The 25789-nt window shown below is 61.4% G+C and carries 20 protein-coding genes; 13 read left to right on the forward strand and 7 right to left on the reverse strand.

Going from position 1 to position 25789, the window contains the following annotated elements; all coding sequences use genetic code 11:
- The first annotated feature begins 133 nt into the window (after positions 1–133).
- From HGP16_RS20605 to trxA, 12 genes are all read left to right on the forward strand, one after another.
- Positions 134–865, forward strand: a complete 732-nt coding sequence (locus HGP16_RS20605) for a response regulator transcription factor (RefSeq protein WP_205926650.1) — start codon at positions 134–136, stop codon at positions 863–865.
- Positions 866–956: 91 nt separating this feature from the next.
- Positions 957–2750: a sensor histidine kinase gene (locus HGP16_RS20610; protein ID WP_205926649.1), complete on the forward strand. Its 1794-nt coding sequence runs from the start codon at positions 957–959 to the stop codon at positions 2748–2750.
- An 8-nt stretch (positions 2751–2758) separates the two neighbouring features.
- Entirely contained in the window at positions 2759–3211 is a 453-nt protein-coding gene (locus tag HGP16_RS20615; RefSeq protein WP_168841874.1) for an HPr kinase/phosphorylase, read from the forward strand.
- A 152-nt stretch (positions 3212–3363) separates the two neighbouring features.
- Positions 3364–3765, forward strand: a complete 402-nt coding sequence (locus tag HGP16_RS20620; RefSeq protein ID WP_015338202.1) for a PTS sugar transporter subunit IIA — start codon at positions 3364–3366, stop codon at positions 3763–3765.
- 19 nt (positions 3766–3784) lie between these two features.
- On the forward strand, positions 3785–4060 hold the full coding sequence (locus tag HGP16_RS20625) for an HPr family phosphocarrier protein (protein WP_168841875.1): 276 nt from the start codon (positions 3785–3787) through the stop codon (positions 4058–4060).
- Between the two features lie 179 nt (positions 4061–4239).
- Complete coding sequence (gene ahcY / locus HGP16_RS20630) at positions 4240–5640, forward strand: adenosylhomocysteinase (protein ID WP_168841876.1); 1401 nt, start codon at positions 4240–4242, stop codon at positions 5638–5640.
- A gap of 205 nt (positions 5641–5845) precedes the next feature.
- Positions 5846–8425, forward strand: a complete 2580-nt coding sequence (locus HGP16_RS20635) for a PAS domain-containing sensor histidine kinase (RefSeq protein ID WP_168841877.1) — start codon at positions 5846–5848, stop codon at positions 8423–8425.
- Positions 8422–9933 (forward strand): tRNA (adenosine(37)-N6)-threonylcarbamoyltransferase complex ATPase subunit type 1 TsaE, encoded by a 1512-nt coding sequence (tsaE, locus tag HGP16_RS20640; protein WP_168841878.1) that lies wholly within the window; start codon positions 8422–8424, stop codon positions 9931–9933. The genes HGP16_RS20635 and tsaE overlap by 4 nt, the downstream gene beginning before the upstream one ends.
- 75 nt (positions 9934–10008) lie before the next feature.
- Positions 10009–10740: a nucleotidyltransferase family protein gene (locus HGP16_RS20645; RefSeq protein ID WP_168841879.1), complete on the forward strand. Its 732-nt coding sequence runs from the start codon at positions 10009–10011 to the stop codon at positions 10738–10740.
- Between the two features lie 4 nt (positions 10741–10744).
- Complete coding sequence (addB, locus tag HGP16_RS20650; RefSeq protein ID WP_168841880.1) at positions 10745–13936, forward strand: double-strand break repair protein AddB; 3192 nt, start codon at positions 10745–10747, stop codon at positions 13934–13936.
- Positions 13929–17495, forward strand: coding sequence for a double-strand break repair helicase AddA (addA, locus tag HGP16_RS20655; protein ID WP_168841881.1), 3567 nt, complete (start codon positions 13929–13931; stop codon positions 17493–17495). The genes addB and addA overlap by 8 nt, the downstream gene beginning before the upstream one ends.
- A 75-nt stretch (positions 17496–17570) precedes the next feature.
- On the forward strand, positions 17571–17891 hold the full coding sequence (trxA, locus tag HGP16_RS20660) for a thioredoxin (RefSeq protein ID WP_004127513.1): 321 nt from the start codon (positions 17571–17573) through the stop codon (positions 17889–17891).
- 260 nt (positions 17892–18151) lie between these two features.
- On the opposite strand, the gene HGP16_RS20665 is transcribed toward trxA, so the two are convergent.
- The 7 genes from HGP16_RS20665 to HGP16_RS20695 form a co-directional block, all read right to left on the reverse strand.
- Complete coding sequence (locus tag HGP16_RS20665; protein WP_205926648.1) at positions 18152–19480, reverse strand: bifunctional folylpolyglutamate synthase/dihydrofolate synthase; 1329 nt, start codon at positions 19478–19480, stop codon at positions 18152–18154.
- 56 nt (positions 19481–19536) lie between these two features.
- Complete coding sequence (gene accD / locus HGP16_RS20670; RefSeq protein ID WP_168841882.1) at positions 19537–20448, reverse strand: acetyl-CoA carboxylase, carboxyltransferase subunit beta; 912 nt, start codon at positions 20446–20448, stop codon at positions 19537–19539.
- Positions 20449–20556: 108 nt separating this feature from the next.
- On the reverse strand, positions 20557–21396 hold the full coding sequence (trpA, locus tag HGP16_RS20675) for a tryptophan synthase subunit alpha (protein ID WP_168841883.1): 840 nt from the start codon (positions 21394–21396) through the stop codon (positions 20557–20559).
- Positions 21397–21406: 10 nt separating this feature from the next.
- Entirely contained in the window at positions 21407–22621 is a 1215-nt protein-coding gene (trpB, locus tag HGP16_RS20680) for a tryptophan synthase subunit beta (RefSeq protein WP_168841884.1), read from the reverse strand.
- Positions 22618–23292 carry a phosphoribosylanthranilate isomerase gene (locus HGP16_RS20685; RefSeq protein WP_168841885.1) on the reverse strand — a complete coding sequence of 225 codons (675 nt, stop codon included), beginning with the start codon at positions 23290–23292 and terminating at the stop codon, positions 22618–22620. The genes trpB and HGP16_RS20685 overlap by 4 nt, the downstream gene beginning before the upstream one ends.
- Before the next feature lie 110 nt (positions 23293–23402).
- Positions 23403–24404 (reverse strand): NADP-dependent oxidoreductase, encoded by a 1002-nt coding sequence (locus HGP16_RS20690; protein WP_168841886.1) that lies wholly within the window; start codon positions 24402–24404, stop codon positions 23403–23405.
- A 40-nt stretch (positions 24405–24444) separates the two neighbouring features.
- Positions 24445–25260: an oxidoreductase gene (locus tag HGP16_RS20695; RefSeq protein WP_168841887.1), complete on the reverse strand. Its 816-nt coding sequence runs from the start codon at positions 25258–25260 to the stop codon at positions 24445–24447.
- 89 nt (positions 25261–25349) lie between these two features.
- Here HGP16_RS20695 and HGP16_RS20700 point away from each other — a divergent pair, with 89 nt between their 5' ends.
- Entirely contained in the window at positions 25350–25781 is a 432-nt protein-coding gene (locus tag HGP16_RS20700) for a helix-turn-helix domain-containing protein (RefSeq protein WP_168841888.1), read from the forward strand.
- Positions 25782–25789: the final 8 nt, after the last annotated feature.

Below are 25789 nucleotides of genomic sequence, written 5' to 3' on the forward strand. Positions count from 1 at the left end.
CCCTTTATCTTTGCCACAATTTGTTCCACCTTTATCCCCATAAGCGCGCCAGGTTACCGCCGACCGAGCTGGCAGACCGCCTGGGCTGGATTCCAAATCCGGGAGACGCGCACTGATGACGGAGACGAACACCATGTTGACAATCGCGCTCGTTGACGACGACCGCAATATCCTCACTTCCGTATCGATTGCATTGGAAGCAGAGGGATATAAGGTAGAAACCTATACGGACGGAGCCTCGGCGCTCGACGGCCTGCTTGCCCGGCCGCCTCAACTAGCGATCTTCGATATCAAGATGCCGCGCATGGATGGCATGGAGCTGCTGCGCCGCCTGCGCCAGAAATCCGATATACCGGTGATCTTCCTGACCTCGAAGGATGAAGAGATCGACGAGCTTTTCGGCCTGAAAATGGGCGCCGACGACTTCATTACCAAGCCATTCTCGCAGCGTCTGCTGGTCGAGCGCGTCAAGGCGGTGCTCCGCCGCGCCTCGGCCCGCGAAGCCGCGAATGCTGCAGGCGGCAATGCGGCCGCCAAGCCGGGTGCGCCGCAACAGGCCCGTTCGCTGGAACGCGGCCAGCTCGTCATGGACCAGGAACGGCACACCTGCACCTGGAAGGGCGAGCCGGTGACGCTGACCGTCACGGAATTCCTCATCCTGCATTCCCTTGCGCAACGCCCCGGCGTTGTGAAGAGCCGCGACGCCCTGATGGACGCCGCCTACGACGAGCAGGTCTATGTCGACGACCGCACGATCGACAGCCACATCAAGCGGTTGCGCAAGAAATTCAAGATGGTCGACCTCGATTTTGATATGATCGAGACGCTGTATGGCGTCGGCTATCGCTTCCGCGAAGCCGCCTGATAGTTAACTGGACCATAGACCATACGGCGGGCGATGGAATAAGAGCATGCGGACGGGGTCGCCGATCCCGTCCTTCGAAAGGGCCGTTGGCTTGGCACAGCTAGTGCAGGATAGAGAGATAGACGACTCGGAAAGCCCGAGCGGCGCTCGAATCGCGCGCCGGCGCTGGACCCATCCCTTCGTCCTGATCCGCCGCATCTTCGGCAATGCCGTCTTTTCGAGCCTGACGCGGCGTATCCTGTTCTTCAATCTCGCCGCCCTCGTCGTCCTCGTCGGCGGCATTCTCTACCTCAACCAGTTCCGTGAGGGCCTGATCGACGCCCGCGTCGAAAGCCTGCTGACGCAGGGCGAGATCATCGCAGGCGCCGTCTCGGCTTCGGCATCGGTCGACACCAACTCCATCACCATCGATCCGCAGAAGCTCCTGGAGCTGCAGGCCGGCCAGAGCATCACGCCCGTTCCAAACGACGAAGACCTGGAATTCCCGATCGATCCGGAAAAGGTGGCGCCGGTGCTGACCCGGCTGATTTCGCCGACGCGCACCCGCGCCCGCATCTTCGACGCTGATGCCAATCTGCTGCTCGACAGCCGCCATCTTTATTCGCGCGGCCAGGTGCTGCGTTACGATCTGCCGCCGGTCGACGACGAGAAGCAGAGCTGGTCCGACTGGTTCAGCGGGTTGCTCAACAAGATGCTGCAGCCGGGCAACTTGCCTGTATATAAGGAGGCACCCGGCGGCGACGGCTCGATCTATCCGGAAGTCATGAACGCGCTAACGGGTGTGCGCGGCGCGGTCGTCCGCACCACGGAAAAGGGCGAACTGATCGTTTCCGTCGCCGTGCCGATCCAGCGCTTCCGCGCTGTTCTCGGTGTCTTGCTGCTCTCGACCCAGGCCGGCGACATCGACAAGATCGTTCATGCCGAGCGTCTGGCGATCATGCGCGTCTTTGGCGTCGCGACGCTTGTCAATGTCGTGCTGTCACTGCTTTTATCCTCCACCATCGCCAATCCGCTGCGCCGGCTCTCGGCCGCGGCCATCCGCGTGCGCCGCGGCGGGGCGAAGGAGCGTGAGGAAATTCCGGATTTCTCGGCCCGCCAGGACGAGATCGGCAACCTCTCGATCGCGCTTCGTGACATGACGTCGGCTCTCTACGACCGCATCGACGCGATCGAAAGTTTCGCGGCCGATGTCAGCCATGAACTCAAGAACCCCCTCACGTCGCTCCGCAGCGCGGTTGAAACCCTGCCGCTCGCCAAGAGCGACGATTCCAAGAAGCGTCTGATGGACGTAATCCAGCATGACGTCCGCCGCCTCGACCGCCTGATCAGCGACATTTCCGACGCCTCGCGTCTCGACGCGGAACTCGCCCGCTCGGATGAAAAAGCGCTCGATCTGGAAGTGCTGCTGCGCGACATGATCGACATTTCCCGTCAGGTCGGCCACAGCAAGAGGGCGGTCGAGATCGAATATGTGGCCGACCCCAAGCCGGCCAACAAAGCAAAGTTCACCGTCGTCGGTCACGATCTGCGTATCGGCCAGATTATCACCAATCTTATTGAAAACGCTCGATCTTTTGTTCCGAACGGCACCGGCAAGATCACGGTGCGGCTGACGCGCACGAGAACGCGCTGTATCATCTATATCGAGGATAACGGCCCCGGCATCCAGGCCGAAAACATCGATCGCATCTTCGAGCGTTTCTATACCGACCGGCCGGAATCGGAAGGTTTCGGGCAGAATTCAGGCCTTGGCCTGTCGATCAGCCGGCAGATCGCCGAGGCGCATGGCGGCTCGCTACGCGCCGAGAACATCGTCGACAGCGATGGCACGACGCTGCTCGGCGCCCGCTTCATCCTGTCGTTGCCCGCGCAGACACAGGCGTGAGCGCCCGCATGACCGACGACGCGACCAATATCCACGCGACTGCAATCGTCATCGGCGGGACCGGATTCCTGTTTCTCGGCCCCTCGGGCAGCGGCAAATCCACCCTTGCCTTCTCATGCCTGGCGGCGGCCAAACCGCTCGGACTTGCGGCGAGCCTGATTGCCGATGATCGCGTGTTGATAGCCAAGCGCAACGGTTCCACCATCGCCGAATGTCCGCCCTCAATCGCCGGATTAATGGAAATCCGTTATACCGGGATTGTTCGGATGCCTTATGTTTCGCGGGGCGAAATGCACTTCGCCGTTCGCGCGGTGGACCCGGCAGCGGCCGAAAGGCTGCCGCCGGAGGACGAGCAGATCGATATCACCGACTCCATCAGGTTGCCCCTGATCCGTCTGGCCGCAACCTCCACGAATCCCCTCGCCGTCATAATGGCGAAAATCGGCGCGAGTTTCGATTAAACGGCCATTTAGGCCCGCATAGGCATGCAAATCCTATATTTTAAGCTTGCACTTCGCCTTTTCATCGCCAAGATGTCCCCCCACCGGTGGACGACATTGCTGCATTGCGATATTGGCCACCTGTTTGCGTATGCCATGGGAGCAGTAATATCATGATTGGACTTGTGCTTGTCACTCATGGCAAGCTGGCTGAAGAGTTTCGGCATGCCGTCGAGCATGTCGTTGGTCCGCAGAAGTTCATAGAGACGGTATGCATTGGTCCCGAAGACGATATGGACAAGCGCCGGCAGGACATTCTGCAGGCCGTTGCCGGCGCCGATGACGGGCACGGTGTCATCATCCTCACCGACATGTTCGGCGGCACTCCTTCCAATCTCGCAATCTCCGTCATGAATAGCGGCCACACCGAGGTCATCGCCGGCGTCAATCTGCCGATGCTGATCAAGCTCGCAGGCGTGCGCGGCGACAACAACATGGAAAGGGCCTTGGTGGAAGCTTCAGAGGCCGGGCGCAAATATATCAATGTGGCCAGCCGTGTGCTCAGTGGCAAATAACGAGGCAGACACAGCCCCCATGACCGAGCTTTCCCGGGAACTCCTGATCATCAACAAACGGGGCCTGCATGCCCGTGCCTCGGCAAAATTCGTCCAGACCGTCGAGGCATACGACGCCGCCATCACCGTTTCGAGAGACGGCACCACCGTCGGCGGCAATTCGATCATGGGCCTGATGATGCTGGCCGCAAGCCCCGGCTGCAGCGTGCTGGTGACCGCAAGCGGCAATCAGGCCGCCGAAGCGCTCGAGGCGCTCGACCAGCTGGTGGCAAACAAGTTCGGCGAGGAAATATAAGTTTTCCTCCGTCCGCCACCGGGACATAAAGACATAAAGACCTCTTTATGTCGTCATTGATTTCCACCCTGAAGCCTGCTACACGGCATCATTCCACACGCTGTCAGCGTGCAATTTTTGTTGCATTCGGCCGAGGCGTCCGCCAGCGGCGACTGCATCGTTCAGGCTGGAGACCCCTGATGAGCACTGAAAAGGACTACGTCGTCGCTGATATTGGCCTTGCCGACTTCGGCCGCAAGGAAATCACGATCGCCGAAACCGAGATGCCGGGCCTGATGTCCTGCCGCGCCGAATTCGGCGAAGCACAGCCGCTGAAGGGCGCGCGCATCACCGGCTCGCTGCACATGACGATTCAAACAGCCGTTCTCATCGAGACGCTGGTGGCCCTCGGTGCCGAGGTGCGCTGGGCATCGTGCAACATCTTCTCCACGCAGGATCATGCCGCAGCCGCGATCGCCGCTTCCGGCGTTCCGGTCTTCGCCGTCAAGGGCGAAAGCCTCGAAGACTACTGGATCTACACGGACAAGATCTTCCAGTGGACCGATGGCGGCGTTTCCAACATGATTCTCGACGATGGCGGCGACGCCACCATGTACATCCTGCTCGGCGCCCGCGCCGAGGCCGGCGAGGACGTGCTCTCCCATCCGCATTCCGAAGAGGAGGAAATCCTCTTCGCACAGATCAAGAAGCGCCTGCAGGCATCGCCGGGCTGGTTCACCAAGCAGCGCGACGCCATCAAGGGTGTGACCGAAGAGACCACCACCGGCGTCAACCGCCTCTACCAGCTCAGCCAAAAGGGCCTGCTTCCCTTCCCGGCCATCAACGTCAATGACAGCGTCACCAAGTCGAAGTTCGACAACAAGTATGGCTGCAAGGAATCGCTGGTTGACGGCATCCGTCGCGCCACCGACGTCATGATGGCCGGCAAGGTCGCCGTCGTCTGCGGCTATGGCGACGTCGGCAAGGGTTCCGCCGCTTCGCTCTCCGGTGCCGGCGCCCGCGTCAAGGTCACGGAAGTCGATCCGATCTGCGCCCTGCAGGCCGCCATGGACGGCTATGAAGTCGTTCAGCTTGAGGACGTCGTCTCCTCGGCCGACATCTTCATCACCACGACCGGCAACAAGGACGTCATCCGCATCGACCATATGCGTGCGATGAAGGACATGGCGATCGTCGGCAATATCGGCCACTTCGACAACGAGATCCAGGTTGCCGCCCTGCGTAATCTCAAGTGGACGAACATCAAGCCGCAGGTCGACATGGTCGAGTTCGCCAAGGGCAACCGCATCATCCTGCTGTCGGAAGGCCGTCTCTTGAACCTCGGCAACGCCACCGGCCACCCGTCCTTCGTCATGTCGGCTTCCTTTACCAACCAGACACTGGCGCAGATCGAGCTCTTCACCAAGCCCGACCAGTACAAGAACCAGGTCTACGTGCTGCCGAAGCACCTCGATGAAAAGGTCGCCCGCCTGCATCTTGCCAAGCTCGGTGTCAAACTGACGGAGCTTTCCGAAGAGCAGGCATCGTATATCGGCGTCACACCGAAGGGTCCGTTCAAGTCCGACCACTACAGATACTGATTACAAAATCAATATCCACAACATCTTGTGGCCCCGGCATTGACAAAATGCCGGGGCTTATTTTTTAGCCAGCTCCCTTCCCGCAGATTCCCTTAGGCAGTATTGTTTTTACACTTGATTCGTGACGAACCGGGCGTGCCCGGAGCCATGAAAATGGGATGTCTTGTCAGGATGCGGCACATTATAGGACGGAGACAGACCTCTTATGACTGAAGGGGAAGACAACCTGCATCAGCTAGTGCTACGCCAAGCGGCGGCGCGGTTGCAGCAGGGCGGCGCATATTGGTACCCAGCACGGGCAAAGCCCGGCAGGGGTCGGCTCGCTTCTTTGAGCCGCCTGCTGCGGCTCAGCGTTTTCGCCGGACTCCTGACCGGTCTGGCAGGCCCGGTCCTCGCGCAGGGCAACACCGCCGCTCAGGCGAGCATGCGCCTCTTCACTTCGTCGGAAATGGCCGTTTTCTCCATCATCATCGGCGTGATTTCCGCGGCACTTCTGTCGACCATGTGGATGGTGCGGCAGCGCGGCAATATGGAAAGCGAAAGCCGCGAGATCCGCACGGCTCTTTCCGATGCCAACCAGCGCATTTCGCAATATCAGGCGCTGATTGCCGACAAGAACCGCCGCATCGTCATCTGGGACGGCCAGAATTCACGGCCCGAGCTGCTCGGCCAGCTTCCGGTCGAGACCGGCGCGCCGCAGGACAATGAATTCCTCGCCTTCGGACGCTGGCTGAAATCATGGTCGGCCGGCGAACTCGACAAGGCGATCGACAAGCTGCGCAGCAGCGGCCAGAGTTTTGACATGGTGGTCGAAACCAACCGCGACGAAATCCTGGAGGCACAGGGTCGCATTTCCGGCGGGCGGGCCTTCGTCCGTTTCATCGCGCTCAACAATCTGCGCGCGGAACTCGCCGAGCTGAAGATCGAGCGTGAACGGCTGATGACCTCGATCTCCACTTTCCAGCACCTGCTCGATGCCATCGACCTGCCCGTGTGGCAACGTGATACCGAAGGCACGCTGACCTGGGTCAACCAGGCCTATAGCGAGGCGGTGGAAGCGGTTTCCGCAGAAGAGGCCCTCCGTGAGGGACGCGAATTCCTGACGACGGTGGCACGCGAGCGCATTCGTGCGGCGGCCACGCCGGAATCGCCCTTCCATGACAAGATTTCGACCGTCGTGCATGGCAACCGCACCTTCTTCGACGTCGTCGACGTCAGGGCTCCGAATGGATCGGCCGGTATCGCCATCAACGTGTCCGAGGCGGAATCGGTTCGCGCCGAGCTCGCACGCACGCTGAAGAGCCACGCCGAAACGCTCGATCATCTGGCAACGCCGGTTGCAATCTTCGACGGCGAGCGGCGGCTGCAATTCTACAATCAGGCTTTCGTCCAGCTCTGGGAACTCGACATCGCGTTCCTGGAAAAGCGACCCGACAACAGCGAGCTTCTGGAAAGGCTGCGCAGCGCCAAGAAGCTGCCCGAACAGCTGAACTGGAAGACATGGAAGGACGATGTCCTTTCGGTCTATCGCGCACTCGATACGCAGGCCGACCTTTGGCATCTGCCCAATGGCCAGATCCTTCGGGTTTTTGCCACGGCGCATCCGCAGGGTGGCGCCACCTGGGTATTCGAGAACCTGACCGAGCAGGTCGATCTCGAAACGCGCTACAACACGCTGGTCAAGGTCCAAGGCGAAACCATCGACCATCTGTCCGAAGGCGTTGCCGTTTTCGGGCCTGATGGCCGCATCCGCCTTTCCAACCCGGCCTTCCGCATTCTCTGGAACATCACCGAGGCGCAGGCCAAGCCCGGAACGCATATCCAGGCTCTGGCCGAAGCCTGCGCTCCCTCCTATGACCGGCCCGACGGCTGGAAGCGCTTTGCCGAGCAGATCACCAGCTTCGACGACGAGCGCCCGTCCTCACAGGGGACGCTGGAGCTCTTTTCCAATCTGGTGCTCGACTACGCCGTCATTCCGCTACCGAATGCGCAGACCATGCTGACCTTCGTCAACAAGACGGATAGCGTGCGCGCCGAACGGGCGTTGACCGAGAAAAACGAGGCGCTGCTAAAGGCGGATGAGCTGAAGAACGATTTCGTCCAGCATGTCTCCTACGAGCTGCGCTCGCCGCTTACCAACATCATCGGCTTTACCGACCTCCTGAAGACGCCGGGCATCGGTTCGCTGAACGATCGGCAGGCCGAATATATCGACCATATCTCGACCTCCTCCTCCGTGCTTCTAACACTGGTCAACGACATTCTCGATCTGGCGACAGTCGATGCCGGCATCATGCGGCTGAACTATTCCGAGATCGTACTCTCTGACCTGCTCGACGAAGTGTCGATGCAGATCGCCGACCGGCTGCAGGAAAGCGGCGTGACGCTAGAAATCACCGTGCCGGCGCATCTCGGCTCTATCGTCGCCGATCAGCAGCGGCTGAAGCAGATTTTGCTGAAGCTTCTGACCAATGCCGCCAATTTCGCACCCGAGGGATCGACGATCTCGCTGAAATGCGGGCGCGAAGGCACGGATTTCGTCTTCTCGGTCTCCGACAAGGGTCCCGGCATATCGGAAGAACTGATCCACACGGTCTTCAACCGCTTCGCCTCCGGCGGCAAGGGCGGCAAACGCAGCGGCGCGGGCCTCGGCCTTTCCATCGTCGAAAGCTTCGTCAGCCTGCATGAAGGCGAGGTTTCCATCGCAAGCCAGCCGGGCAAGGGGACGATGGTGACCTGCCGGATTCCTTCGGCCGAATTGCCCCATTCCGTCGCAGCAGAATGACCGCCTCCGGCAGCAGCATTTCCCTTTTCCTCGCGGATGACACGGCCACGGCTCAGCTTGGCGAGGATCTGGCGCTGGCGTTGAAAGTCGGTGACTGCCTGGCACTATCAGGCGATCTCGGCGCGGGCAAATCCTCGCTCGCACGCGCGTTGCTGCGCGCCATGGCTGACGATGCCGAAATGGACGTGCCAAGCCCGACCTTCACGCTCGTGCAATCCTACGAGCTGCGCATCCCGGTCTCGCATTTCGATCTCTATCGCCTCGGCGACCCCAGCGAATTGACGGAGCTCGGCTTTGACGAAGCCCTGCAGACCGGCATCTGTCTGGTCGAATGGCCCGAAATGGCCGAGGGCGAGCTGCCGAAGGAGCGTGTGAACCTCAGGCTCACGCATGAGGGCGAAGGACGGCGCGCCGTGATCACGGCACCGGCAAAGCAGATGGCGCGCATCGAGCGCGTGTTAGCCATACGCGCCTTTCTCGGTTCGCATGGCTATCGCGGTGCCGGCAGGCGCTTCCTCACGGGCGATGCCTCGCTGCGGGCTTACGAATCCATTTATCCGAGCGATGGCGGCAGCCGCGTGATCCTGATGGATTGGCCGCGCCTGCCGGAAGGCCCGCCCGTGCTCGACGGCAAACCCTATCCCAAGGTCGCGCATCTTGCCTGGGATGCCTATCCCTTCGTAGCGATTGCCAATGTCCTCAGGGAGAATGGCTTTGCCGCCCCGGAAATCTTTGCCGCCGATTACGACCAGGGCATTCTGCTGATCGAGGATCTCGGCACCGACGGCGTGCTTGACGCCGAAGGAAAGCCGATTGCCGAGCGTTATCGGGCTAGCGTCGCCTGCCTTGCACATCTGCACAGCCTTTCCATTCCTCGCGACATCCCGGTCACGCCGGATCACATCCATCACATTCCGGATTTCGACCGGACCGCGATGAAGATGGAAGCGCGGCTGCTGCTCGACTGGCATCTACCCTGGAAGCGTGGCACGCCGGCAAGCGACGAGGAACGCGCCGACTATCTGGCGATCTGGGACAAGCTGATCGACCAGCTCGAAGACGCAGAAAAGAACCTGCTGCTGCGCGACATGCATTCGCCGAATATCATCTGGCGAGGGACGGAAAAGGGCATCCAACGCATCGGTCTCATCGATTTCCAGGATGCGATGATCGGGCCGACCTCCTATGATGTCGCCTCGCTAGTGCAGGATGCACGGGTGACGATCGAGCGCGATCTGCATGACCGGCTGATGGCAGACTATCTCGCGCTCCGGCACGCTCAAGGCGGTTTCGACGAGGCGAAATTCCTGAGGAGCTGGGCAATCATGTCGGCGCAACGCAATTGCAAGCTTGCCGGCCTCTGGGTGCGGCTGCTGCAGCGTGACGGCAAGCCCGGATATCTGAAGCATATGCCGCGCACACTCGCCTATCTCGCCATCGCCTTCGAGCATGAAGCGCTCGCCCCCTTGCGCGAATGGTGCCAGAAAGCTGGGATCGGCCTACCATAACAGCCAGAGACCGGCGACGGCTTTCCGGCCTTATGCTAAAGGAAAGCAGACAGCGAATCGAAGGTTCGAGACGAAATGACCATCAAGCAAGCCATGGTATTGGCCGCGGGGCTCGGAACCCGCATGCGGCCGATCACCGACATCATCCCGAAGCCGCTGGTGAAGATCGCCGGCAAGGCAATGATCGATTACGCGCTGGATGCGCTGGCAGAAGCCGGCGTCGAGCGGGCTGTCGTCAACGTCCATCACCATGCCGACCAGATGGAGGCGCATCTGCGCAGCTATCGCGGCCTTGAAATCCTGATTTCCGACGAGCGGGACGCGCTGATGAACAATGGCGGCGGTCTCGTCAAGGGCTTAAAACTTTTGAGCCGCGACCCGGTGTTCGTCATGAATGCTGATCTGTTCTGGATCGGTGAGAAGCCCGGCCGCCTGACCAATCTCGAAAAGTTAGCCGGATTCTACAACGAGCAGCGCATGGACATGGCAATGCTCTGCGTCGAACTGGAACGGACCACAGGCCATAATGGCAAGCATGACTTCAACATGGCTGACGATGGCCGGCTCACACGATATCGCGACAACCAATATAACGGTGTCGTCTATGCCGGCGCAATCGCGATGAACCCATCCTTCCTCGATGACGCGCCTGACGATGCCTTTAATGTCAATATCTACTTCGACAAGGCCATCGAGCGCGGCCGGCTCTATGGAACTATGATGGATGGTCATTGGTTGACAGTCGGCACACCGGAGGCGATCGGCGAGGCGGAGGAAGCGATCCGGACCTTCCGGGCGTTTGCGTGAGCCTATGACGGGCGGGCACCGGCAGCGCATCCTGACGATTCCGGCGGGCCTGCCCTTCCTGAAAACCCTTGCGACAGCTCTTTGCGATGGACGGCTGACCGAACATTTCCGCCATGATCCGGGCGACCCGCTGTCGCTTGCTAAGGTCAGCATTTTCCTGCCGACGCGGCGTGCGGCGCGCGTGCTGCGCTCGGAATTCGTCGATCTGCTCGGCGGCCGCTCCGCGATCCTGCCCGTCATCCGTCCGCTCGGCGAAACCGATGACGACAGCGGCTATTTCGAGGAAACCCTGCCGGAAACGGCCGATCTTGCGCAGCCGCTTGCCAATACCGCCCGGCTGCTGGAACTGGCGCGGCTGATCCTTGCCTGGCGCAACAAGCTGCCGCAGATCGTACGCGACATCCACTCCGACTCGCCGCTGGTGGCGCCGGCAAGCCCGGCGGATGCCATATGGCTCGCCCGCAATCTTGCCGAACTCATCGATTCGCTTGAGACAGAGGACCGCGAGTGGAGCGAGCTTGCCACTCTCAGCGCAGAGGATCATGCGCTCTGGTGGCAGCTGACGGCCGAATTCCTGGCGATTGCCAGCGCATTCTGGCCGGCACGTCTCGAGGAACTCGGCAAATCGTCGCCAGCCCGCAACCGCAATGCCATCCTGCGCGCCGAGGCGCAGCGCATCGCCACCATGCGGCATCCCGGGCCAGTCATCGTTGCAGGCTCGACCGGCTCGGTGCCGGCGACGGCGGAGCTGATCGCGGCAGTTGCATCCTTGCCGCAAGGCGTGATCGTGCTGCCCGGCCTCGATCTTGCGATGCCGGAAGAGGATTGGCAGCTCGTGGCGCCGGAAACCTCCATCGGCGAAAGAGCCGATCCGGCTACGCGCAGCCATCCGCAATATGGTCTTTCGCTGCTCTTGAAGAGGCTGCGCATCACGCGGCGCGATGTCGAACCCATTGCGGACGCAGCCGATACCATGCAGATGCGGGCGCAGATCCTGTCGCGCGCGCTGGCGCCGGCCAAGGCTACAAGTGGCTGGGGAAGCTGGCGTAAGACACTCGCTCCCGATGCGATCCCGGCCGCATTCGCCGACGTTGCGCTGATCGAAGCCGCCAATGAGCGCGAGGAGGCAACCGCGATCGCCATCGCCCTGCGGCTGGCGCTGGAAAAGCCGGGCCGCAACGGCGGCGAAAGCCAGGCGGCCTTGATCACGCCCGACCGCAATCTTGCAAGGCGAGTCACGGCCGAGCTTGCCCGCTTCGGCATCACCGCCGACGATTCGGCCGGCACGCCGCTTACCGCTACGCCGCAAGGCACGTTGCTGCAATTGCTGCTGGAAGCGTCCCTTCGTCCCGGCGATCCCGTTGCCGTCGTTGCGCTGCTGAAACATCCCCTCGCCCTGTTCGGCCTGCCGGCGCAAACACATCAGCCCGGCGTCGATGCGCTGGAGATCCTGGCGCTCAGGGGCGGCGTCGCCCATGTCGATATCGGCAGGCTGGAAGCCCTGCTCGACGACCGCGTGGCGGGACAGGCCAATGACCGCCATGCGCCACAATGGCGCAAATCGCTGCCGCCTAAGGCCATCGGGCATGCGCGTACGCTGGCACAGCGGGTGACCGCGGCATGCGAACCACTGGTATCGGCACTTTCCCTGCCCACGTCGGAGGGTCTGCCGACCCTTTCGGATTGGGCCGAGCGTACGGGCCGGGCTCTGGAAGCCGCAACCGTCGACGAACGCGGCAGCCTGGCGAACCTCTGGTCCGGCGAAGCCGGGGACACGCTTGCCAGCCTGTTCCGGGATGTCATCGAAACGGATGGTCAGCTCGAAGCCAACGGAGTGCAATGGATCGACATCATGACGGCACTCTGCGTGGGCCAGGCGGTGAAGCCGCGTGCGCTCAGCCACCCGCGCCTCTTCATCTTCGGCACGCTGGAGGCGCGCCTGCAGAGCGTCGATACGCTGATCCTCGGTGGGTTGAATGAAGGCTCGTGGCCGGGGCAGATCGCGAACAACCCCTTCATTTCACGCGGCATGAAGACGGAGATCGGCCTGGAGCCGCCAGAGCGCCGCATCGGCCAGCTGGCTCACGATTTCGAAATGGCGAACGGCACCCGCGACCTGATCTATTCGCGCGCCCTGCGTCAGGGCTCGACGCCGACGGTTGCGTCGCGCTGGCTGCAGCGGCTGATCGCGCTCGGCGGCAAGGAGCTGGAAGAGGACATGAAGGCCCGCGGCGATCAGTATCGTCATTGGGCTGGGATGATCGATGAGGGCGAAAATCAGGCCCCGGCGTTACGCCCGGCACCGAAACCGCCCATGGAACTGCAGCCAAAGAGCTATTCCTTCAGCGAAGTGGGGCGGCTGCGGCGCGATCCCTATTCGATTTATGCCCGGCGCGTGCTGCGGCTCGATCCGGTCGACCCGTTCAACCGCGATCCCGGCCCGGCCGAACGTGGCACACTCTACCACAAGATCATCGACCGTTTCGTCCGCGAAGGACATGTGGCCGGCACGCGGGAGGCGGCGCTGGCGATGGATGGCATTATTGCCGACCTCTTTGATGCCGAACGATTGCCCGTTCATATTGATAGTGTCTGGCGGCCGCGTTTTCGCGAAGTGGCGCGAGCTTTCCTTGCCTGGGAAGCGGAGCGGCGGCCAGAACTGCGCAAGACGGCGACGGAAGTGCCGGCCAGCGTCGAGATCGAACCGATCGGCATTCGCCTCACCGGCGTTGCCGACCGCATCGACATCAAGAGTGACACTGGCGCCGACCTTATCGACTACAAGACCGGCTATAATCCCTCTCCGTTACAGGCCCGCGCGCTGCTCGATCCGCAGCTGGCGCTGGAAGCCTATGCGCTGAAGGCCGGTGCCTTCCGCAATATCGGCGCGCTGATCCCTGAAAACCTGCTCTATGTCCGCTTGCGGCCCGGTGACCGCTTCAAGGTCGATCAGGTCAACAACGAGCATTCCAGCCGCGGCGGCAAGACGGAAACGAAGTCGGCTATGGATCTGGCGCAAGAGTCGATGGACCAGCTGGTGAAGTTCGTCTCGCTCCTGCAATCCGGCGAGAAGGGTTTTTCCTCACGGCTGATTCCGGCGCAGCAGTTCGAGTATGGCGGGGATTACGATCACCTCGCCCGCGTCTCGGAATGGTCGACAGCCGAGACCGAGCAGGAAGGCGGCGGCGATGAGTGATTTTCCCGCCGACGCTATCGCCACCCTACCCGAAAGCGACGATCCCGGCGTCTGGATCAGCTGGACGACGATCCAGCAATCCATCGCCTCCGACCCCGAGCGCTCGGCCTGGGTCTCGGCCAATGCCGGCTCCGGCAAGACGCACGTGCTGACGCAGCGCGTCATTCGCCTGCTTCTGGCTGGCGCGCGCCCCTCGGCCATCCTCTGCCTCACCTATACCAAGGCTGCGGCCTCCGAAATGTCGAACCGCGTCTTCGACCGGTTGGCCGCCTGGGCGACCATGCCGGACGAGGAGCTGAAGACACGCATTGCCGATATCGAAGGCAGGGAGCCGGATCTCTTCAAGCTTGCCGAGGCACGCCGGCTGTTTGCCAAGGCGCTGGAAACACCCGGCGGGCTGAAGATCCAAACTATCCATGCATTTTGCGAGGCCCTGCTGCATCAGTTCCCGCTCGAGGCTAACGTCGCTGGTCACTTCTCCGTTCTCGACGATCGTGCGGCGGAGACCTTGCTCGACGACGCGCGACGCGCGCTGCTAACATCCACCAGCCCACATTGCGATGCCGAATTGGCTCGGGCCTTCGACTATGTACTCGACCTCGGCGACGAATCCGGCCTCGAGACGCTGCTCGGCGATATTGTCGCCAATCGCAATGCGATCCGCCGCTTCACCGAGAGTGCCGGCCGCAAGAGCGGCATTGAAACCGCGCTGCTTGCCCGGCTCGGCCTTTCCCCCGGCGAGACGGAAACGAGCATTGCGGAGCAATATTGGCCGCTTCCCGGTCTGTCTGGCGCGACACTGGAGCTTTATCTCACGCTCGCGGACGATAAGGGCGGCGCGAAGGCGCAGGAAGTTGCCTATGCGCTGCGCCTTGCCAAGCGCGAGGCAAATCCGCTCGCCCGCGCCGAAATCCTCGAAAAAGCCGTCCTGACTGCCAAGGGCGAACCGAAATCGGACAGCCAGTTCTTCGTCAAGGCGATGCTGGCCGATGCGCCAGCCTTGGCCGATGCCGTGGCTGCGGCGCGCGCCCATGTCGTTGCCTGCCGCGACCGGCTGAAGCTGATGCGGATGTATCGCGCCACGCACGCCGCCCTCGTTCTCGCCGATCGCCTGAACCGCGACTATGAGGAGCTGAAGAAGCGGCGCAGCCAGCTCGATTTCGAGGATCTCATTACCCGCACCGCCGATCTTCTGACCAAGAAGGATGTCGGGCCGTGGATCCACTACAAGCTCGATCAGGGCATCGACCACATTCTGGTGGACGAGGCGCAGGATACCAGCCCGATCCAGTGGAGCGTCATCCAATCACTGGCGGAGGATTTCTTCTCCGGCGACAGCGCCCGACCGACGCTGCGCACGATCTTTGCCGTCGGCGACGAGAAGCAATCGATCTATTCGTTCCAGGGTGCACGTCCCGAACGCTTTTCCGAGGAGAGCGACCGCACCCGGCGGCGTGTGGCGGCCAGCGGCCAGCAATTCTCGTCGATCCGCCTGCCACTCTCCTTCCGCTCGACAGCCGACGTGCTCGGCGCCGTCGACCACGTCTTCACGAGCCCGGGCAATGCCAAGGGCCTCAGCGCCGTCAACGAACCAGTGGTGCATCGCTCCAGCCGTATCGGCCATCCCGGCGCCGTCGATCTCTGGGAGATGATCGCGCCGGAACCGGCCACCAAGGAGGAAGACTGGACGGCGCCTTTCGATTCGACGCCGGAGAGTGCACCTCCCGCCATTCTAGCGCGGCGGATGGCGCAGACGATCGGCAATCTTGTCGGGCGAGAAAAGATCATCGAGAAGGGCAACGCCCGCTTCATCGAAGCCGGCGACATTCTCGTGCTCGTGCGCAAGCGTGACAGCTTCGTCAACGCGCTGACCCGCGCCCTGAAACGACGCGGCAACATTCCCGTCGCCGGCGCCGATCGTCTTGTCCTGACCAGCCATATCGCCATCCAGGATCTTCTCGCGCTCGGCCGCTTCCTGCTGTTGCCGGAAGACGATCTCTCGCTCTGCGCGCTGCTAAAGAGCCCGTTGTTCGACCTCAGCGAAGAAGATGTCTTCGCGGTTGCCGCCTACCGCGACGACGAGGAAAGCGTCTGGAGCCACCTGCAAAGATTTGCCGGAGACGGCCACGAACGCTTTGTCAACGTGGTCGAACGGCTGCGAACCTTCCTTGCTTTGTCGAAGAGCCTTCCCGTGCATGATTTCTATGCCCGCGCGCTTGGCAGCTTTGGCGGCCGACGGCAGTTCCTGGCGCGGCTCGGCACCGAGGTCAGCGATATCCTCGACGAATTCCTGACCTTCGCGCTCGATCATGAGACCAGCGGCCTGCCCGGTCTGCAGTCCTTCATCTCGACGCTGGAACTGGAGGCGCCGACGGTCAAGCGCGAGCAGGACAAGGGCCGCAACGAAGTGCGGATCATGACGGTGCATGCTTCGAAGGGGCTGGAGGCGCCGATCGTCTTCCTCGTCGATGGCGGCGGCAAGGCCTTCACCCATACGCATCTGCCGAAGCTGCGGCTGATCGAAACCAGTGCGAATGAGATCCCGCTGCCGGTGTGGGTTCCAGTCTCGGCGCTTGCCAATTCGCTGACGCAAGCGGATACGGCCCGGCTGCAGGCGCTGGCGGAGGACGAATATCGCCGCCTGCTCTATGTCGGCATGACGCGCGCCGCCGACCGGCTGATCATCTGCGGCTACCGCGGTATCCGGGAAAATGCCGATACCTGGCATTCCATGATCTCCGCCGCCTTGCGTCAGGATGAGCAGCATTGCACCCAAAGGACCTTTTCAGGCCCCGATGGAGACTGGGAGGGCTTAAGCTGGCGGGTTGCCCAGGTGCAGCTCGAATTCGAGACGGCGAGAGAGCATGAAAAGCGCTCGGAACGCGTTGGCCTACCTGACAGTCTCAGCCGGCCGCTGCCGCCGCAAAAGAGCCTGCCTCGGCCGCTGAGCCCGTCCGGCGTCGGCACAGTCATCGATGAGGAGGCCGATGATCTGCTCGTCACGTCCGCGCTCTTCGGCGAAAAAGCCAGGTCCGACCGCGCCCTGCAAAAGGGCCGTTTCATTCACCGCATGCTACAGACATTGCCCGAGATCGCGCCCGAGGACCGCGCCGATGCTGCCCGGCGCTATGCCCAGCGGGCAGCGCGCTTCTGGCCGCAGGCCGAGCAGGAGGCGCTGGTGAAGTCCGTCATGGCACTGCTGTCGCATCCGGATCTGCAGGGCACTTTCAGCACCCACGCGCAGGCCGAAGTCTCGATCATGGGCACGCTGAAACTCGCCAATCAGTCCTACGCCGTCTCGGGCCGCATCGATCGCCTGGCTGACCTGGACGATCGGGTCGTCATTCTCGACTACAAGACGAATCGCGTGCCGCCCGGCGAGGAAAACACCATTCCCTTCGCGCATAAGGCACAGCTTGCGATTTACCGCGAGATCCTTTCGCCGCTTTATCCGGGAAAGCGCATCGACTGCATGCTGGTCTACACCGAAAACGCCTCAATCTACAGGCTGTCCGACAGGGCTCTTGCATTGACGCTTGCAGAGATCGAGACAAAGTGAACTACCAAATATTGACATCCGGGCACCGCACCATCACATATCTAGCAACTCGTAAATTCTGGTAAGGAGCAGCCTATGGCTACCGTTAAAGTCGATACCTCCAACTTCGCCACCGAAGTGCTGCAGTCTGCAGAGCCTGTCGTCGTTGATTTCTGGGCCGAGTGGTGTGGTCCGTGCAAGATGATCGCTCCGGCTCTCGAAGAGCTCGCCGTGCAGTTCGAAGGCAAGGTCAAGGTTGCCAAGCTCAACATCGACGAAAATCCGGAACTGGCCGCACAGTTCGGCGTTCGCTCGATCCCGACGCTTGCCATGTTCAAGGCCGGCGAAGTCGCCGACATCAAGGTCGGCGCCGCTCCCAAGACGGCCCTGCAGAACTGGATTTCCAGCGCATCCTGATCGGTATCGATCGTATAGAACAAAGGCCCCGCTTCGGCGGGGCTTTTTTTGGTCAAAGAGTGACCATCCTCGCTTTTCGAGGCTTCGCACCTCGGCAATCGTGCCGTGTTTGCGCTTGCCCATGGCCGCCCTGATCCTTCGACAGGCTCAGGATGAGGACGGAGTGAGTTGCGAGCCGGGTAAGAGTATAGCTCTCATGGTGAGGAGGCCCTCAGAGCCGTCTCGAACCACGAGGGCGGGTGGTGAGTAACCCCCCGGAATTAACGCGGCGGCGTGCCGTTGTCGGCAAGGACATCGCCGACCAGATAGAGGGAGCCGCCGATCAGAATGCGTGGCGCTGGCGCATTCGGCACAGCCACAGACTTGATCGCATCCAGCGCCTCGACCACGCTCGACATCGGTTCGGCTATCAGGCCGGCATCATAGGCGGCATTGGCCAGGATAACCGGGTCGATCATCGCATCGCTGCCGCGGATCGGCACGCAATAGACCTTCTCCGCAAGGCCGGCGAAGGCCTTGAAGTATCCCACGGGGTCCTTGGTGTTGATCATGCCGATGATCAGGAACAGAGGCCGTGGCCGACGCTCCTCGAAATTCGCCATGGCCTCCGCGATGACTTCGCCGGCGCCGGGATTGTGGCCGCCATCGACCCAGATTTCCGCGCGCTCGGGGGCATGCGGCATCAGCTCGCCCTCCGTCAGCCGCTGCAGGCGTCCCGGCCACTCCACCGATGTCATCGCCTTTTCCATCATCGCTTCGGTGACGACGAAACCGGCGGCCTTTACCGCCCGTATGGCGGCAGCGGCGTTGCCATATTGGTGGCGGCCCGGCAAGCGCGGCAGCGGCAGGTCGGCCAGGCCGAACTCGTCTTGATAGACCAGCTTGCCATATTCCTCATGGGCGGAAAAATCCTGGCCGAACACGGCGGTCGGGCAACGAAGGCGCTCGGCCGTCGATATCAGCACGTCGAGCGCGGCGTCATATTCCTGATGGCCGATGACGACAGGATGGCCGGCCTTGAGAATGCCCGCCTTCTCGGCCGCGATCAGCTCGACGCGATCGCCGAGATAGGGCTGGTGATCGAGCGAAATCGGCATGATGACCGAGACGGCGGGATCGGAAATGACATTGGTGGCATCGAAGCGGCCGCCAAGGCCGACCTCGATGACGACGGCATCGGCCGGATGCGCGGCAAAAAGGAGGAAAGTCGCGGCCGTCAAGATTTCGAAGACGGTGATCTTCTGCCCGTCATTGGCCTTGGCGATGCGCCTGAGCACATCGGCGAACACGGCATCGTCGACAAGCTTGCCGCGACCGCCCTTGACGCCGATGCGATAACGCTCGTGCCAGTTGACGAGATGCGGCGAGGTGTGGACATGCACGCTATAGCCGCCGGCTTCGAGCAGGGCGCGGCAGAAGGCCGTCACCGAGCCCTTGCCGTTGGTGCCGGCGACATGGATCACCGGCGGCAATTTTTTATGAGGGTTGCCGAGGACGTCGAGGAGCCGGGTAATTCTCTCCAAAGAGAGGTCGAAGCCCTTGGGATGCAATCCCATGAGCTTCTCGATTTCCCGTGCTGCCTCGCTCATTGCGGATTGATCCATAGCCGTCATCCCGCACCTCCGCCAGTCCGCAATCGATAATGTCAGGCGCTCGCCGCCACCGCCAGCGCAGCACCGTTCTTGCTCTTGGCGGACACGTCGTTGGCGGGCACCTTGGTCAGGATCTTCAAAAGGGTTGCCAAGGTGTCCGGAATGTCGTGACGCTTGACGACCATGTCGACCATGCCGTGCTCCAGCAGGTATTCCGATGTCTGGAAGCCTTCTGGAAGTTTTTCACGCAGCGTCTGCTCGATCACGCGCTTGCCGGCAAAGCCGATTTCGGCGCCGGGTTCGGCGAGATGAATATCGCCGAGCATGGCATAGGAGGCCGTGACGCCGCCGGTCGTCGGATTGGTCAGAACCACGACATAGGGCTGGCCCGATTCCTTCAGCATGTCGACGGCAACGGTCGTGCGCGGCAGCTGCATCAGCGACAGGATGCCCTCCTGCATGCGCGCGCCACCCGAAGCCGGGAACATGACAACGGGACATTTTTCGGCGATCGCGCGCTCGAAAGCCTTCACGATGGCTTCGCCGGCCGCCATGCCGAGCGAACCGCCGATGAAGTTGAATTCATGCACGATCGCGACGAGCTTCAAGCCGCGAACCTTGCCGAGGCCGGAAAGGATCGTATCCTCCTGCTCGGTCTTGATGCGGCTATCCTTGAGGCGATCGGTGTATTTTTTCGAGTCGCGGAACTTCAGCGGGTCCTGAGCGACCTTCGGCTGCGGCAGGGCTTCATATTCGCCATTGTCGAATAGATCGACAAGACGGGCCTTGGCCGGCATTTTCATGTGGAAGCCGGAAGCGGGGATGACCCACTTGTTGTCCTCCAGATCCTTGTGGAAGACCATTTCGCCGGTTTCCGGGCACTTGATCCAGAGATTCTCCGGAACCTCGCGACGGCCCAGCATGGAATTGATCCGCGGGCGGACGTAGTTCGTGATCCAGTTCAATTCGAAACTCCTAATCGACCGAATTAATCGATAGCTCAGTCGTCACCAAATGCCCATAGGCCTTTTCATCAATCCGCAGGGGATTGCCGAAAAGCCTATATGGGGAAACTATTCGGCGGCAACAAGGCGGGCGGAACGGGTGCCTGTCGACAGGCCGCGCACCAGGGTGGCCACGGCCTGGATGGTATCGGCCGTTGCATTGCCGTCCTTGGTCAGGCTGGTGGCGATCTGGTTGACGATCGCGGTGCCGACGACCACGCCGTCGGCGGAAGCGCCGATCAGCTTGGCATGTTCGGCCGTCTTGACGCCGAAGCCGACGCAAACCGGCAGGTCCGTGTGCTGCTTGATCCGCTTGACGGCGCCGGAGACCAGCGACGGATCCGGCAGGGCCGAGCCGGTGATGCCGTTCATCGAGACGTAGTAGACGAAGCCGGTCGTGTTCTTCAAAACCGTCGGCAGTCGCTTGTCATCGGTGGTCGGCGTCGCGAGGCGGATGAAGTTGATGCCCTTGCGGATCGCCGGGATGCAGAGCTCGTCATCCATTTCCGGCGGCAGGTCGACGACGATCAGGCCGTCGATGCCGGCGGCAATCGCGTCATCGAGGAAGTTTTCGACGCCGTAGATATAGATCGGATTGTAATAGCCCATCATTACGATCGGCGTATCGGCATCGACATTACGGAAATCGGCGGCGAGCTGCAGCGTCTTCTTCAGCGTCTGGCCGGCCTTCAGGGCACGCTGGCCGGCGAGCTGGATCGCCGGGCCGTCTGCCATCGGATCGGAGAAAGGCATGCCGAGCTCGATGACGTCGGCGCCGGCTTCCGGCAGTGCCTTCATGATGCCGAGCGAGGTGTCGTAATCGGGATCGCCACCCATGAAATAGGTGACGAGTGCCGGGCGGCCTTCAGCCTTCAAAGCGGCGAAGCGTTTGTCCATACGTGCGGTCATGGCGTCTAACTCACATTCCCAGAATCTTGCCGACGGTGAAGATATCCTTGTCGCCGCGGCCGGAGAGGTTCATCAGGATGATCTCGTCCTTGCCCATCTTCGGGGCGCGCTTGATCACCTCGGCGAGCGCATGGCTCGGCTCGAGCGCCGGAATGATGCCTTCGAGGCGCGTCAGCGTCTGGAAGGCTTCCAGCGCCTCATGGTCCATGATCGGCACATATTCGGCGCGGCCGATATCGTTCAGCCAGGAATGTTCCGGACCGATGCCGGGATAGTCGAGACCGGCCGAAATCGAATGGCCCTCTTTGATCTGGCCGTCGCCGTCCTGCAGCAGGTAGGTACGGTTGCCATGCAGCACGCCGGGCGAACCGGCGGTGATCGAGGCGCAATGCTCATCGCCTTGCAGGCCCTTGCCGCCGGCTTCGACGCCGACGATCTTGACGCTTTCGTCATCGAGGAAGGGATGGAAGATGCCGATGGCGTTCGAGCCGCCGCCGACGGCAGCGATAACGAGATCCGGCAGGCGGCCTTCGGCTTCCAACATTTGCGCGCGGGCTTCGGTGCCGATCACAGCCTGGAAATCGCGAACCATTTCCGGATAGGGATGCGGGCCGGCGGCCGTGCCGATCAGATAATAGGTGTCATCGACATTGGTGACCCAATCGCGAAGGGCTTCGTTCATAGCGTCCTTCAGCGTGCCGCTGCCGGCCGTCACCGGAATGACCTCGGCGCCCAGCAGCTTCATGCGGAAGACGTTCGGCGCCTGGCGCTCGACATCGGTCGCACCCATGTAGACGACGCAGGGCAGGCCGAAGCGGGCGGCAACGGTTGCGGACGCGACGCCATGCTGGCCGGCGCCGGTTTCAGCGATGATGCGGGTCTTGCCCATGCGCTTGGCGAGCAGGATCTGGCCGATGCAATTGTTGATCTTGTGCGAACCGGTGTGGTTCAGCTCCTCGCGCTTGAAGTAGATCTTGGCGCCGCCAAGCTCGGCCGTCAGGCGTTCGGCGAAATAGAGCGGGCTCGGACGGCCGATATAATGCGTGCCGAGCGATTTCAACTCCGCCTGGAAGGCTGGATCGTCCTTTGCCCTATTCCATTCCTCCTGCAGATCCAGGATTAGCGGCATGAGCGTTTCGGCTACGAAACGACCGCCGTAAATGCCGAAACGACCGTCCTCATCGGGGCCGGAGCGGAAGGAATTGGGTTTGGGCGTCTGGTTCACTCTCTACTCCCTGCTGCCGGTTCCGGCAGACATGCTTCTGCAAAAGCGTCGAAAAACTGGTCGATCTTGCCGAGATCCTTCACGCCCGGCGCACTTTCCAGCGCGGAGGAAAGGTCGATGCCGGTGGCCTTGGTGGAGGCCAGCGCCTCGGCGACATTGTCCTTGTTGACGCCGCCCGACAGCATGTAATCCACGCGATCGTCGAGCCAGCTCATCAGGCTCCAATCGAAGGATACGCCGTTTCCGCCCGGCAGCACAGAGCCGGCGGGCGGCTTGGCGTCGAACAGGAAACGGTCGGCAATGCCGATATAGGATTCCACCCGCTTCAGGTCATCGGCCTCGCGCACCGACATGGCCTTCATGACCGGAACATTGTGGACCGCCTTGATGGTCAGCACGCGCTCCGGGCTTTCATTGCCATGAAGCTGCAACATATCCGGCTTCACCAGAGCCATGATCTCATCGAGATCGTCATTGGTGGGATTGACCGTGACGGCAACGATCTTCGCCTTGCCGCGCGCGCGCTCCGCCAGCTGGCCGGCCAGATCGGGCTCGATATAGCGCGGGCTTTTTTCAAAGAAGATGAAACCGATATGGGTAGCGCCGCGCTCAAGAGCACGATCCACCGCTTCCGGAGTCTTCAGACCACAAATTTTGACATCGGGGTTCATGGCAGCGGAGTGACATGAAATTTCAAAAGAGTCGAGCCTAAAGGCGACGGTCAGGCGCGGTTTTTCGGCCTGAGCCCCACGCGGTGGCCTTCTGAAACAACAGTTCGCGCTCACTTCACGGCAATCACGACCTTGCCCTTGGCGCGACCGGTCTCAGCATAAGCCAGCGCCTCATTCGTGCTCTGGAACGGGAAGACCCGATCAACGACTGCTCTCATGACCCCTGCTTCTATCAACGAGGTGATCTTGCCGAGCTGCCCGCCATTCGCGGTCATGAAGAGGAACGAATAGCTGACGCCGTGACGTTTTGATTTTCTACGAATGCCGGAGCTCAGCAGCCCCATGAGCTGCTGAAGCAACCATCCGGAACCATTCTGCCTGGCAAATGCCGCATCCGGCGGACCGGAAATCGATATGAGCTTTCCACCGGGCTTCAGGACGCGAAGCGATTTCTCCAGCGTGTCCTTGCCAAGGCTGTTCAAAACGACGTCATATCCCTGCAGTACCTTCTCGAAATCGTCCTTCTTATAGTCGACGACCACATCCGCGCCGAGACTTTTGACGAGATCGACATTGGCAGTGCTCGTCGTCGTCGCAACATGCGCTCCGAGGTATTTGGCGAGCTGAATGGCAACCGTCCCCACGCCGCCGGAGCCCGCGTGGATAAGTACCTTTTGCCCTTTCTTCAGATTTGCCCGCTCAACGAGCACCTGCCAGGCGGTCAATGCAACGAGAGGCAAAGACGCTGCCTCTTCCATCGTCAGGTTCTGCGGCTTCATTGCCACATCCGCCTCGTTCATCGCGATGAACTCCGCGAACGTGCCGATGCGATCCTGGGCCGGACGCGCATACACTTCGTCGCCGGGCTTAAAGCCGCGGACCCTGGAGCCGACTCGGACCACGACCCCAGCGACATCGTTGCCGAGGATCAGCGGTAGCCTATAGGGCAGGATGACTTTGAACTCGCCATTCCTGATCTTGGCATCCAGGATGTTCACGCTGGCGGCATGGATCTGGACCAGGACATCATGTTCCCGCAACTCCGGCTCGGGTACTGTACCAAGTCGCAGAGTGCCGCCTTTTGTATAGCGATCGATCAGGAATGCCTTCATGAGTCATAGCTTTCTTCTTCTGAGGTTACGGTGGCGGAGATCAAGCGGGAAGTCTGTTAAATTTGCGAAGGCTCTTGTCGACCAATGATTCGGGCAGGAACCGGCGCAGGAAGCGGACCTGTCTTGCCGCATTGCCTGCAGTATAGCGCCTCTTGGGTGAAGCGGCGTTGGCGGCTTTGACCACAATGGCGGCGACCACCTCCGGCGCATCCCCTGTCTCGACGATTTCTCGCATCAGCTTCTCAGCGTCGGCGCGAGCCGCATCGTACGGAAGGAGCGGCCGATCCGGCCGCGTGATGTTCTCTTCGAAGGATGTTCGGGTGACACCCGGTTCGACGAGAACGACGCGAATGCCCAGCGTGCGGACTTCATGGTCGAGGGATTCGGAATAGCCCTCGATCGCATGCTTCGTCGATGCATAGAGAGCGTTGAAGGGAGCGGGAATCAGCCCAAGTATAGAGCTCATATTGACGATCCTGCCTTTTCGCTGGCGTCGCATGACAGGCAGGGCAGCATTCGTCATCCGCAGGACACCGAACACGTTCACGTCGAAAAGAGCCCTCGCCTGCACCGCGGAGGATTCCTCCGCGCCGCCAAGCAATCCAATCCCGGCATTGTTAACGAGCAGATCGATCCGTCCCGCGGTGACCAGTATCTCATCAACTGCTTGCTGCACGGATTCGTCGTCAGTGACGTCGCAGACCAGCATTGTCACGCCTGCAGGAGCGGCGACCATCGGCTTCCGGCTGGTTCCAAATACCCTATATCCATCGCGCTGCAACGCCAGTGCGGTCACCAGCCCAATGCCGGAAGAAGCGCCCGTGACCAGGGCGACGCCGCGTTCTGTCTTGCTCATCGGTTTCAGCTTTCATTTTGACATGGAACATCGATGGACATTCTGTTACTATCAAATCCGTAGTAAGTCACTATCAAAAAGATATCGACATGAAGAATCTTTCAAACCAGCCTTGCCTGATTGCCCGCAGCCTTGCACTGGTGGGAGACGCGTGGAGCATGCTGATCATGCGAGACGCCCATGCGGGGCTCACTCGCTTCGACGAGTTTCGCAAGAGCCTTGGCATCGCGCCGACGATGCTGACCGCTCGACTAGCCGCGCTTACGGGAGACGGTCTGCTGGAGAAACGCCGCTACTCCGAGCGGCCTCCGCGCGATGAATACGTGCTGACTGCGGCCGGACAGGACTTTCTGCCGGTCTTGTTTGCGATTGGCGCATGGGGGCGAAAGCATCGCTCAAGCGACGGGGTGACCCGGTTCTTTGACGCTGAAACTGGTAGTGAGATCGACCCCATTACCATTGATCGTGCGACCGGCGCCCCGATCGGAACACGTCCCATCCGCATTGTCGCACCTGAATGAACCGTTCC

The sequence above is a fragment of the Rhizobium sp. P40RR-XXII genome (genome assembly GCF_012641405.1).
In the GTDB taxonomy this organism is placed as follows: Bacteria; Pseudomonadota; Alphaproteobacteria; order Rhizobiales; family Rhizobiaceae; genus Rhizobium.